The sequence below is a fragment of the Neisseria sp. P0021.S007 genome, from assembly GCF_051956855.1.
Genome location: NZ_JBQCXA010000006.1, coordinates 30,846 through 43,875, shown reverse-complemented (window position 1 = coordinate 43,875; position 13,030 = coordinate 30,846). Strand labels below are relative to the sequence as shown.

The 13,030-nt window shown below is 45.8% G+C and carries 8 protein-coding genes; 3 read left to right on the top strand and 5 right to left on the bottom strand.

Features of this window, described 5'->3' with window-relative positions; translation table 11 throughout:
* Positions 1-120: 120 nt before the first annotated feature.
* Positions 121-2,589, top strand: coding sequence for a type 1 secretion protein (locus ACTHUR_RS08425; RefSeq protein WP_440361165.1), 2,469 nt, complete (start codon positions 121-123; stop codon positions 2,587-2,589).
* 94 nt (positions 2,590-2,683) lie between these two features.
* Here the strand turns inward: ACTHUR_RS08425 and ACTHUR_RS08420 are convergent, their stop codons facing one another.
* Positions 2,684-3,901, bottom strand: a complete 1,218-nt coding sequence (locus tag ACTHUR_RS08420) for a D-alanyl-D-alanine carboxypeptidase family protein (protein ID WP_004520574.1) — start codon at positions 3,899-3,901, stop codon at positions 2,684-2,686.
* A 203-nt stretch (positions 3,902-4,104) separates the two neighbouring features.
* Between ACTHUR_RS08420 and ilvA the strand changes: the two genes are divergently transcribed.
* Complete coding sequence (gene ilvA / locus ACTHUR_RS08415; RefSeq protein ID WP_004520573.1) at positions 4,105-5,628, top strand: threonine ammonia-lyase, biosynthetic; 1,524 nt, start codon at positions 4,105-4,107, stop codon at positions 5,626-5,628.
* Between the two features lie 59 nt (positions 5,629-5,687).
* Here ilvA and trmB read toward each other — a convergent pair whose 3' ends face one another.
* From trmB to ACTHUR_RS08400, 3 genes are all read right to left on the bottom strand, one after another.
* The gene (trmB, locus tag ACTHUR_RS08410; RefSeq protein ID WP_039862398.1) at positions 5,688-6,404 is read right to left on the bottom strand and encodes a tRNA (guanosine(46)-N7)-methyltransferase TrmB; all 717 of its coding nucleotides are present in this window, start codon (positions 6,402-6,404) and stop codon (positions 5,688-5,690) included.
* A 137-nt stretch (positions 6,405-6,541) separates the two neighbouring features.
* Complete coding sequence (locus ACTHUR_RS08405; RefSeq protein WP_004520571.1) at positions 6,542-7,198, bottom strand: response regulator; 657 nt, start codon at positions 7,196-7,198, stop codon at positions 6,542-6,544.
* A complete protein-coding gene (locus ACTHUR_RS08400) occupies positions 7,195-8,955 on the bottom strand; it encodes a histidine kinase (protein WP_004520570.1) in 1,761 nt (586 codons plus the stop codon). Before ACTHUR_RS08400 ends, ACTHUR_RS08405 begins: the two co-directional genes overlap by 4 nt.
* 259 nt (positions 8,956-9,214) lie before the next feature.
* Here ACTHUR_RS08400 and mobA point away from each other — a divergent pair, with 259 nt between their 5' ends.
* Entirely contained in the window at positions 9,215-9,796 is a 582-nt protein-coding gene (gene mobA, locus ACTHUR_RS08395) for a molybdenum cofactor guanylyltransferase MobA (RefSeq protein ID WP_004520569.1), read from the top strand.
* A 78-nt stretch (positions 9,797-9,874) separates the two neighbouring features.
* On the opposite strand, the gene ACTHUR_RS08390 is transcribed toward mobA, so the two are convergent.
* Positions 9,875-12,994, bottom strand: coding sequence for a type I restriction endonuclease subunit R (locus ACTHUR_RS08390; protein ID WP_440361164.1), 3,120 nt, complete (start codon positions 12,992-12,994; stop codon positions 9,875-9,877).
* Positions 12,995-13,030: the final 36 nt, after the last annotated feature.

Genomic DNA, 13,030 nt, shown 5'->3' with positions numbered 1-13,030 from the left:
GCATTTTCTTTTCAAAATTAAACAATAGTATATTGAACTTTTATGCCAAAATTATGACTAATAAAAGCATTTTACAAAAGAATAATTCAATATTACGACATTTTTGAAGGAATATATTAAATGGTAAACATTAAAACAGCAGTACCCAATGCCTCTCAATATGGTGCCAAACTTGGCTATACGACTTATGAGGCAGAACAAAGTGAACTGAAAAACGGCGTTGTTAAAAATGCCTCTTCTTCAGAGGCAGAACGCGCAACTGCCCGTGAAGCAAGCGGTCAGGCATATGTTGATTTGCCTACTAATGCATCTGTGTCATTTATTGCACAAGCAGATGCCAATGCCGTAACCATCCGTTATACCGTTCCTGACGGTGAAAGCGGTAAAGTAGAAGTCAAAGTCAATAATACAGTGATCGGTACTTTGGATTTGTCTTCCAAATCTAACTGGCAATATTTGGATAACTATACATATCATCCGAATGATGATATTAAAGTTCATGATACGCCTGCGGCAGATAGGCTTGCCCGCTTCCAATTTGACGAAGTCAGCCAATTATTTAAAGAGGCCAATATCAAGGTAGGGGATAAGGTTACAATCACTAATATCGACAGCACGCCCGTAGGCATTGACTTGGTTGATTTGGAAAAGGCACCGGACGCCATTAGACAGCCTGAAAACAGTGTCAGCATTACTGATTTCGGCGCAGTCGCCAATGACGGCTCGGATGATTACCAAGCATTCATAGCTGCGATTGAATCTGCAAAAGCGTCTAAAAAATCTGTTTACATTCCTGAAGGTCAATTTGATTTTTCACGACCGATTTCCCTTTATGTTCCTGATGGTATTAAGATTACCGGTGCAGGGCAATGGCACACTAAGTTACATTTTTTGAATACTGAAGCTGCTAAATACGATGATAAGGGTTATGCGAGCGGTGGCGGTGGTATTACTTTTGAACCCGGTAGTAAAGATATAGATTTGGGCAATCTCTCTATGGATTCAAATCTAAATTCAAGACATGATGAGAAAGCCAATTATAAAGGGATATCCGGCACTTTAGGTACTGGCTCTTCTATTCACGATATCAAAATTGAACATTTTGAAGCTGGCGTATGGATTGGGGATTATTCTAAAAACAAACCTTTAAATTACACTGATGGTTTGACTATCTCCAATGCCACTATTCGCAACAACTTTGCAGACGGCGTTAACTTTGCACAAGGTACCAGCAATTCCACTGTTATCAATTCCAATATCCGTGGCAATGGTGATGATGGCTTAGCAACATGGTCAAGTCATCATGAGAATACCAATGCCCATGTTGCTGAAAATAACCACTTTTTAAACAATACCGTTGAATTAGGCTGGCGTGCGGCAGGTATTGGTATCTTTGGCGGCAAAGGTCATGAAGTAGCCAATAACCTTATTAAAGATAATGCCAATTGGGGTGGCGTACGCTTAAACACTGTATTCAAAAACAGCCATAATTTTGATTTCAATGATACGGGTATTTCCGTTCACGATAACTTACTGGTAAACAACGGGACTAATGCCGACACATATGGTCGTGTTAAAGGTTCTATCGATTTGGAAGAAGGCAGGGATTATGCTACTCCCGAAAAAGATATTTTGGGAGAACTCAACAATATCAAAATTGAAAATAACACTATTGTGAATAATCTTTCCGACCAAGAGATTACCAAAACCCGTAATCCTAAAGAAGGCAATATTCCGGAGCCTGTAAACGAGACTACATTAACCATCGAAAATAATCATAGCCTTTCGGTAGCAGAAAATACTTCTGCAAAAAATGTAGCGGAAATAGATGATCACAGTCTTACCCAAGCTGCGAATCATTTAGGTGCTGATAATATCATCACAATTACAGACAGCAGCCATGCTCTTGTCAGCGGCGGCGATGGCAATGACCGTATCAGAGGCGGTTTGGGCAATGATACGATTAACGGTGATTCAGGTAATGACATTATTTTTGGCTATGATGGAAACGATCGTCTCAATGGCGGTATGGGTAATGATTCTATACATGGAGGTAACGGCAACGATACTTTATGGGGTGAAAGTGGCAATGACCGTTTGAATGGCGGCGATGGCAACGATGTTTTATTTGGCGGACAAGGAACCGATTACTTGGTAGGCGGTAAGGGTGCCGATACTTATGTTTTCAGCCTTGGAGAAGGTAAGGATACGATTACCGATAATGTGGGCGAACATAATGCACTGCAATTTGGCCAAAATATCTCTGTTAATGACCTGCATATTGATGCCATCACTGATGTTCGAGGCAATATCGATTGGAAAATTACCGTTAAGGGATCAGAAGGGGACAGCATTACCATCAATGACCAATTCTTTTCCGGTAACACTAACAATGCCGTGATTGATACCTTCCGTTTCGATGAAGGCACATTGAGCCTGCAAGAGTTGATGGGTAGGTTGTCAGGTAATGACAATATCAGTAATTTGTCAGACGTCAATACGCATACTGACCGCATGAGCTACTCGTCTGTCGATACGGTTGATGTTCACGATGACACAGCATCTACCGCCAACGCTGGAATTATCTAATTAGCTGTCTTTTAGGCTGAATAAAGGCCGTCTGAAATCTGGCAAACAGGTTTCAGACGGCCTTTTTGTGGCTTATTTTGTTATGGTTGATTGTTTAACTGAATAAACCTTTAAACCACAACACAATCGCGTCCCACATACGGCGCAACCAGCTGCCTTCTTCCACGCCGGTTAGGGCGACGACGTCTTTTTCGGCAATGATTTTGCCGTCTTTCATGACTTTCAGTTTGCCCAATACTTGACCTTTTTCAATCGGGGCGAGGACGGGCTGAAGCGTTTCTAAGATTGGTTTGACGTTTTTGCCGGTATCGTGGGGAATGGTAATGTAAACATCGTCCAAGAAACCGATGTCTACGGCTTTGGTGCTGCCTTTGTAAACTTTGACTTGGGAAATCACTTCTCCGCCGTTGTAAAGTTTAGGCGTATCAAATGCCTGCAATGACCAGTTGAGCAGTTTGCTGCTTTCGCTTGCGCGCGCTTCGGTGGATTCGGCACCGGCAAGGATGGAAACAATACGGCGGTTGTTACGTTTGCTGGAAGCAGCAAGATGATAGCCTGCTCCTTCAGAATAGCCGGTTTTCAAACCGTCGATACTGCTGTCGCGATAGAGCAGAAGATTGCGGTTGGGCTGCTCGATATTATTGTATTTGAAAGATTTATTTGCAAACAAAGGATAGTATTTCGGATAGTCGTTGATCAGCGCGGCTGCCAAAATGGCCAAGTCGCCAACGGTTGAAACATGGCCGTTAGAAGAAATGCCGGTCGGGTTGTTGAAGTGGGTGTGCTTCATGCCCAAGCGTTTGGCTTCTTCATTCATTTGTTTGACGAATTCATCGATAGAGCCGTTACCGATGGCTTCTGCAAGGGTGATGGCGGCATCGTTGGCCGATTGGATGGTTGTCCCCTTAATTAAGGAGCTGACGCTGACAGGCACTTTTGGGTCGAGGAACATACGCGAACCTTCGACTTTCCATGCGGCATTGGAAACGGTCAGCATTTGGCTTGCTTCAAGTGTACCGTTTTCTAATGCTTTAAAGGCAAGGTAGGCAGTCATCATTTGCGTCAACGCGGCAGGTTCGATAGGCGCGTCGGCATTGTTGGATGCCAAGGTTTGCTTGCTGTGCAGGTCGGTAACGATGTAGGCGGTTGCCGCGATTTCCGGAGGCGTTGTCGGACTGTTGATGCTGTGCAACAATGGCTGCGGCTGTGCCTCGCCTTGTACGGCAGGTGCGGAGGCAACCGGGTCGGCGGCAAGGGCGTGGGTATTCAGGAGGGCAGCAAAAATTAAGCTAAGTAGCGTTTTTTTCATCATTGTTTGTAAATTTGAATATGGGTGGATACTGTTATCGAGTAAACAGTTTGGCATACTAAATAGATAGTAAGCGGACATTATACCGTTTCATTCAGGCTTTGCTAAGATTTTTCTTGCCTTCAGACGGCCTCAGGGGTATGGTTTTAACTTTTTCCTCAGGCCGATTCGGCCGAATGACAATTTATTTTCGAACACTGAATACCATGAACCATCCTCTTCCTCTTTCCGATTATCTGACCCGTATTTTGACCGCTTCCGTTTATGATGTAGCCGTAGAAACGCCTTTGGATTTGGCACGCAGTCTGTCAGGCCGTCTGAACAATCAGGTTTTGCTCAAACGTGAAGATTTGCAGCCGGTGTTTTCGTTCAAAATCCGCGGTGCGTACAACAAAATGGCGAAGCTGCCGAAAGAAGCTTTGGATTGCGGCGTGATTGCTGCCAGCGCGGGCAACCATGCGCAGGGTGTGGCTTTATCGGCGCAGTATTTGGGTTGCCGCGCCGTCATCGTGATGCCGGAAACAACGCCTAAAATCAAAATTGACGCGGTAAAGAGCCGTGGCGGCGAAGTGGTATTGAAAGGCGTGTCTTACAATGATGCCTATGATTATGCGATGGAGTTGGCCGAAAAGGAAAAGCTGACTTATATTGCGCCTTTTGATGATCCGGATGTGATTGCCGGCCAGGGAACCATCGGCATGGAAATCCTCCGTCAACACCGCAATATCAATGCGATTTTTGTTCCGATTGGTGGAGGCGGCTTGGCAGCAGGCGTAGCGGCGTTTATCAAACAAGTTTGTCCTGAAATTAAAGTGATTGGCGTGCAAACTGATGATTCTTGCTGTATGAAGCAATCGGTTGAGGCAGGGAAAATCGTACATTTGAAAGATGTCGGCCTGTTTTCAGACGGCACGGCGGTTAAAGTGGTGGGCGAGGAAACCTTCCGCCTGTGTAAAGAGCTGTTGGACGAAATTATTACGGTCAATACGGATATGTTGTGCGGCGCGATTAAAGATATTTTTGACGATACGCGTAGCATTACTGAGCCTGCGGGCGCATTGGCTCTTGCCGGCCTGAAGGCTTACGTTGCGAAAAACAATATCCAAGGTCAAAATTTGGTTGCCGTCACCAGTGGCGCCAATATGAACTTCCACCGCTTACGCCACGTTTCGGAGCGCAGTGAGCTGGGCGAGGGCAACGAAGGTATTTTCGCCGTTACCATTCCCGAAGAAAAGGGCAGCTTCCTGAAGTTTATCAATTTGCTGGGAAGCCGGAACATTACTGAGTTCAACTATCGCTACGGCAGCGATAAAAATGCGCATATTTTTGTCGGCTTGCAAACCGCCGGTGCGCAAGACTTGGCCGTCATCAGCAAACAACTGGCTGACGCAGGTTTGCCCAATGTCGATCTGACCAATGACGAAATCGCCAAAATCCATATCCGTTACATGGTCGGCGGACGTACGGAAAAAGTATCCAGCGAACGCTTGGTCAGCTTTGAATTTCCGGAGCGTCCCGGCGCATTGTCCCGCTTCTTGAACCATATGCGCGCCGAATGGAATATTACTTTGTTCCATTATCGCAATCATGGTGCGGACTACGGCCGTATTTTGGTCGGTATCGATGTACCTGAAAGCGACAATGAAGCCTTTGCCGACTTCTTGGAGAGCTTGGGTTATGTTTATAAAGAAGAAACCGATAATCCGGCTTATAAACTTTTCTTGGCTTAATCAGTAAGATAAAAGGCCGTCTGAAAAATTTCAGACGGCCTTGTGTTTTATGTTCGGCTTTATTTTTTACGGAACACCAAGTCCCAAACGCCATGACCCAATCGTTTGCCTCGGGCTTCAAATTTGGTTTCAGGACGATAATCGGGCGTAGGGGCGTAATCGGCAGCCGTGTTTTGCAAAGCGTCGAAACTGCTCAAAACCTCCAGCATTTGCACGGCGTATTCTTCCCAGTCGGTCGCCATATGGACATAGCCGCCGCTTTTGAGTTTGGGCAGCAGCTTTTCAACAAACGGCACTTGTACCAAGCGGCGTTTATTGTGACGTTTTTTGTGCCAAGGGTCAGGGAAGAAAATATGAATGCCGTCTAAAGAACCGTCTTCCAGCATCTTTTCCACTACTTCCACCGCATCATGACGCATTACGCGGATATTGGAAATGTGTTCTTCCTCAATCAGCTTCAAGATATTGCCGACGCCCGGGCCGTGAACATCAATTGCTAAAAAGTCGGTATCGGGCAGACGTTTGGCGATTTCCACTGTCGCGACGCCCATACCGAAACCGATTTCCAAAACTTTAGGATTATCCCGGCCGAATGCGCGGTTCAAATCCAAAGGAGCTTCTTGGAAGTCCACACCAAATTGCGGCCACATTGTATCGATGGCGCGCTGTTGGGCAGCGGTCATATGGCCTTGACGCAAGACGAAACTGCGGATGCTGCGTTTGTGTTCTTCAGGAACGGTATTTTCGGGTGTATTTTCTGGAATGTTTTCGGACATGTTGTTTTAAATCAGTGAGAAATCAAATAAAAAGGCCGTCTGAAAAAATCAGACAACCCTGCATATAAATCGGCGTGATTATAGCGAATAAACGCTTTTCCTGAAACCTTTTAAAAAGAAGGTTTCAGACGGCCTTTTTAAGACAATACCGGTTGCGGTACTTTGTGTTGCACCGCATAAACCGCAGCTTGGACGCGGCTGCTTAGATTCAGCTTGCGCAATAGGTTCTGCACATGCACTTTGACGGTTGACTCAGCCAAGTTTAAATGGCGGGCAATGATTTTATTGCTGTGTCCGGCGGCAAGGTAGCCCAAGATTTCCATTTCGCGCGGGGTCAGCTGCGCCAGCAGGTGGTCGGAGCGTGAAGGAGAAGGGGAAATCAGCGATTGCACCAAGCGGCTGGTCATTTCTGGAGAGAAGACATTGTCGCCATCGACGGCTTTGCGAATGCTTTCCAAGAGGAAGTCGGCGTTGATGTTTTTCAGCAAAAAGCCTTTTGCACCCATACGCATACATTCGGTCAAGTCGTCGCTGTCTTCGGAAACGGTCAGCATGATGACGGTCAGTTGTGGATTGATGCTCAAAATTTGAGCCAGTGCTTCGCGGCCGTTCATGACCGGCATATCCAAGTCCAACAAAACTACGTCAGGCTTAAGCTGTTCGACCATTTTTACGCCGGCCAGGCCGTCTGAAGCTTCGCCGACGACTTCAAAATCGGGCTGGCGGGAGAGCAGGGCTTTGATGCCGCTGCGAAATAGGGTGTGGTCGTCAATAAGGGTAATTTTAATCGTCATGATGCTGTTCTCATTTGTTGCGGCAAAGTCAGCATAACCGCCGTACCTTGCCCAATCTGCGATGTAATGGCCAATTCTGCGTTAATCCGTTGGGCCCGTTCCTGCATAATGCCCAAGCCGACATGTTCGCCTGAAGGCCGGTTTGATAGATGTTCTTTATTAAAGCCTGCGCCGTCGTCCCGAATCGTCATGACAAAATCGCCGTGGTTGGCAATTTCGACGCTGACATGTTGCGCACGCGCGTGTTTCCGGATATTGGACAGGCTTTCCTGCAAGATGAAGATGATTTGCAAGTGTTCATCATAATTTAATGCCTGTCCGTCGTCCTGCCATTTTAAATCAACCGGGATACCAGTTTGCCGTTCAAAACGCGCCAGCAGCGATTCTACCGCTTCGGGAAAATCTTTATTACTGATTTTGGTGCGGAAATTCATCAAAAGTTCGCGGACGTCTTCGTAGCATTCCTGCACGCCGTCTTTGATGAAGCCGATATTTTCTTCGGCCTGCTCGCGTTGGTCTGAAGCAAACGCGCTTTCCAGCATTTGTACCTGCAAATTCAAAAAGGTCAAAGCTTGCGCGATGCTGTCATGCAAACCTTGCGCAATCAAGTTACGCTCCTGTAAAACTGCAAGCAGGCGGCGCTCTTGTTCCATGCGGTTGCTGGCGATGGAAATGCCCAGCTGTCCGCTTAAGGTATGCAGCAGTTTTTCGTCTTGCTCATCAGGCATATGGCCGTCTGAAAAATATAGGGTCAGTACGCCGAGTTGTTCGTCTTGATAAACGATCGGAAATTCTACACGATTTCCTTCTTCGGTTTCACCGACGCTTGCCGCCAAATCAGAACGTTTCCGTTCCTCATCGGAAAGATATACCGTACCGCCCAAAGCGGAAAACGCCGGCAGAATCTGAGCCAAAAATTCTTCTGCGGCCTGTTGCGGCGTAAAGGTTTGGTGCAGGTTGCGCGTAGTCTGGTAGAGCAGGGTCAAGTCACGGTTTTGCCGGGCCAAGTCTTGGGTTTGTTGGGCAACCTGTCCTTCTAAATCCGTATAAAGCGTTTTCAGACGGCGGCTCATTTGGTTGAAGCCCTTGCTGACTTGGGAGAATTCACGAATTTGGTCTGTATCGATTTGTACCCCGAAACGACCTTCGCTGATGGTTTCTACCCCGTCGCGCAATTTTTCCAGCGGCCGGATGATCCACGAATAATGCCAAACAATCATCAAGCCGGCAGCCACTAAAATCATCAACATCATCGCCATTTGAAAACGGCGCAGCCACAAAGTATTTTGCTCGTTGGCGTTTTCCATCGCCTGTAAAAACAGCTCGATATTGCCGGCAAAACGGTATAAGCCGATTTGGGTCGGCCGCTCGTAATGTTGCAAAGAAGGCTTGATGTTGGATTCCCAATCAATTAACAGCATCGATTGGATCAAATCGTAAGCCAGCGGCATTTGTGACGGAATCAGCGGATGAATGGCATCGCTTTGCGTTACATTGGCCAGCGTACGTTCAAATTCTTTGATTTGGTTGTCAATTTGAGCATTGGGCGTACGGACGCTTGCCATATAAGCCAAGCGATACACCTGCATTTTCAAGCTGCCCGCATCTTCAATCGTTTTGGCCGCGCTTTCCAAACGCCAAGAAAGCAGCAGGGTAAAGGCAATCGACAAAAAAGCCGAGCCGACCCATAACACAGTCAGCAGTTTTAAACGCGAGGACAGGCTCAGGCCGTCTGAAGATCCGGAGAATAAACGCATAAAGCACGCAGGAAGACTAATCCGATAATCTTATAAAAATATCATTCTTTCGGCCTATAAACAACCTGTCTAAAATAATTGTATGGTTATGATAAGAAAAAACAGGGGTTTAATGTAAAATCATGTTATGATAAAATTCATCTTAAGTGAATTAAATCACAAAATCAGGTTTTAGACGGCCTGAAGCCTTAAAACTTATTCCATAAATACAACATCTCGAATAACACTTACGCACTCTGCTTTGCAAAGGACTACCAAAATGAAAATTTTTGCACTGATATTGGCCGGCGGGCAGGGAAGCCGGATGGGAGGTGTCGATAAAGGGTTGGTGCAGTGGCACAACAAAGCCTTGATAGATCACGTTATCGAAAAAATCCGCCCGCAAGTCAGCCATATCGCCATCAGTGCCAACCGCAATCTCGAATCCTACGCCCAACGCAGCGCGCACGTTTTCTCCGATGCGCGCCAATGGCAACATTACGGCCCTTTGGCCGCCTTGTGTACCGCCGCCAACGATTTACAAATTGCTACTGCCGATTGGCTGCTCATCGTATCTTGCGATATGCCGCGGATGCCGGAAAATTTGGTGTCCCAATTTGAAACCATCGCGCGGCGCACGCCATTGTGCAATGCGTTTTATGTAGAGACCTCTGCCAGGCCGCATTACAGCGTGATGTTTATCCGACCGCAAATCCTACAAAGCACCGTGCCATACCTTTATTCAGGAATGCGCAGCATCCGAGGTTGGCTGCAGCAACAGCGCGCGAGGGTTGTCCATTTCCCTCATGAGCAGGATTTTATCAGCTACAACACGGAAAATGATTTGGCTCAGCCTTTGTAGTTGGGTAGGTAAGGGGACTAATATTCAGATAGGAATACGTCATTTGATGATGCTTAAAAATCTTTCAATAGGTAATAACTATCTTGTAATTAGTTCCCTTAGAAATTCATCAATCCGTATATTTAAATAAAATATACGTTCTTCGTTAAAATAAACTTTGGCTTTTTCCCTATCGACTGTAGCTTTTAGGTCATTTAGTCTGCCTAAGTCTAAATTTTCGCTGGTATATTTTCTTGCCAACAGTGCACGTAGCAAATCTCCATCTAGCCCTAAACCTTTAATTACTTTTAGCACCTTATCATTGGCATCTTTTTGTTTGTACGTGGTGATGTAATCACTTAATGCTAAATTTGGATCAAGCTTGATATCGCCGGATTGCACATCGTGTAAAAACAACTCAGCAAATTTTTGATCTTCTTTAGAAAGCGTAGCAAAAGAGTGGTGTAGCTCCTCAAGTGCAGCAGCTTCTTCTATGCCGCCGATGGTTTTAAGCCATTTTTCAAAACGGGCATTCATATAATTTTGATCAATTTTATCGGTTTCGATTTCGTTGATGTGCGAACGCAAATCAAATGGCACATCATCGCTACCGCCACCATTGCCTGAACTTTCTTTAAACAAATCTTTATAACGAGCCAGCAGTTTATCGTAGGTCTCTTGATCGAAATTGAGTGTGGCAGTGATCACGCTGTCGTCTTCCTGTACCACATCATAGCTTGATTTTCCCCAAGAAAAGCCCAAGAGCCGAGCAGCTTGTAAGTGCTCATTGAACTGATTGAATAGTTTGACAAACTTTGCGCATGAGGTTGTATCATCAGGGTTTTTTGAAAAATCTTCTAATCCTGCCCATTTGAAAATATCGGCAATATCGGCAAAGCAGACATTTATTTTGTCGATAACCTTATCTAAATTATCGACAAACAGCCCCATAGGACGGTCGCCCGAATAAAGTTTTACGGCTCGCTCAATATTGCGTTGCATCGTATGCGGCTTGCGGTAATAGCGGATTAAACCAAAAGGCTTATCCGTTTTGTCGCATACGCGGTTAGTACGGGAAAACGCCTGAATCAAGTTGGCGTAATCCAAAATTTTGTCTAAATAGAGCGTATTGAGCCATTTGCTGTCGAAGCCTGTCAGCATCTGATCGACCACAATCAACAAATCCAGCTGTTCGTCGGGCTTGATTCTCTTATACGCATTGATATGCGACAACCTATCCGACAAATCCGTTTTAAATCGGGAATAAGTGGCATAGTCGAAGCTTGTGTGGAACTGGGCGTTGTAATCTTCCAAAATTTCGGCAATCCATATTTCCTTGTCGTTGCCTTGCCCATCGTTGAGAATATTCGGATCGAAAAGGGCGGTCAGTTTCAGCTCGGCATTTTTGGCTTCCTCAAAATTTCCGACTTCCTCAGCAATTCTGACTTTCTCAGCAATTTTGGCTTTAATTAAGCGATAATAATTGACCGCTTCGGGAATAGAGCTGGTGGCAAAAATGGCATGATATTTTTTGCCTTGGCTGAGGCGTTTCCAATTTTCCAGCATATCGTCTATGACGGCATTAACGTGTTCCGGCGTTTGATATTGCGCATTGGGTACATAATCTTCAATACCTTTTTGATATTTCCCGTCTGAAGTATATTCTCCCGCCATCGGCACATCGTTCATAAATTGATTGTAGATTTTTTTCTTTTGATCATCGGCAAATACTTCGTTTTCATCTGTTGCTTTAGCTTCTTGCAATGCGACGGCTCTGCGTAAATCGCTGTCTTTAAAGGTTCGGATATGGAAGGGGTGAAATCCCAATACATTTTCATCACGAATGCCGTCTGCAATCGAATAGCGGTGCAATTCATTACCGAAAACCGTGGCAGTGGTTGAATTTTTCTTAGCGTTTTCTTCTTCAATCGGCGTGCCGGTAAAGCCGAAGAAAAGCGCATTGGGGAAGGTGTGCTTAATGGTGAGCAACATATCGCCAAAAGTAGTGCGGTGGGCTTCATCAATAATAAACACCAGCCGTTTGCCACTGATTTGCTCGATGTCAGCCTCATTTACCCCTTCTTCCGCTTTGATATTACTCATTTTTTGAATGGAGGTAACGATTAAGCGGTCGCGGTCTTGTTTACTTTTCAGCTTGGCGAGCAAAATGGCGGTGTTTTCCGTTGCCTGTACATCATCTTTACTATCGGCAAAATTCTGATATTCCTCCAGCGATTGCTTGCCCAGCTCAATACGGTCGAGCAAGAAAATCACCTTATCCGCATCTTTGCGGCGGCTGATTAACTGTGCCGATTTAAAACTCGACATCGTTTTGCCCGAGCCGGTGGTATGCCAAATATAGCCGCCACGCTGATTGCCCGAAGTCCAATCGGTTTTTGCCACTGTGTCGGCAATCTTGTTGACCGCATAATACTGATAGCTGCGCAACACTTTCAGCTGCTCGTCTTTCGCATCAGCAATGGTGTAATCGCCGATAAACTGGTGCGCCATCGGAATCGAGAGGAAATGCGTCGCCACCTTATCCCAATCGTTCATATACACATTATTGAAATCCGCCCAACGGAAATAAAACGCCGGATTTAATTGACCGCCGGTATTGGCAAAATAGCGGCATTCTTCCGGCGTCATCGCCACAAACACCTGCACCAGGCTAAAAATGCCCGAAAACGCGCCCGCCTTATGGTATCGCTCAATTTGATTGGTCGCTTGGCTGATGGGCACGCCTGAACGTTTCAACTCAATATGGAACATCGGCATCCCATTAATTAACAACATCAAATCGCCGCGCTGCTTAGGGTATAAATCCGAACGAGGAGTAAATTGGGGCTGCTGGGCAATTTGATAGCGGCTTTTGCCGGCAGAAATTTCCTCACGGTCAAAAATATCCAGCGACACTTCCTTGCCGAAATGACGGCTTGCCTCATTTTCACGCTTGATTGCCACCGTTTTGCCGTTGATAAAGCCGTTTAAAGCATAAGGCGTTTTCAATGCCTGCACCTGCTCCAAAATCTGGTTCATTTCCGTGTGAAGCAACGGCACATCGAGCTTGTCGATATGTTGGTTGGTTTTATTCAAATGCTCCTGCCAGTTGGCAATCAACTCTTCTTCGGTGGGATAGAGCAACACTTCCTTTTCCCAGCTTTTGGTGGCAAGCAAGGCAATCAGTGCGTTTTCAAAATCAGCTTCTTTATTAAACATTCTTTTTCTCCGTAAGGGCGCTACCACAATTTTTCA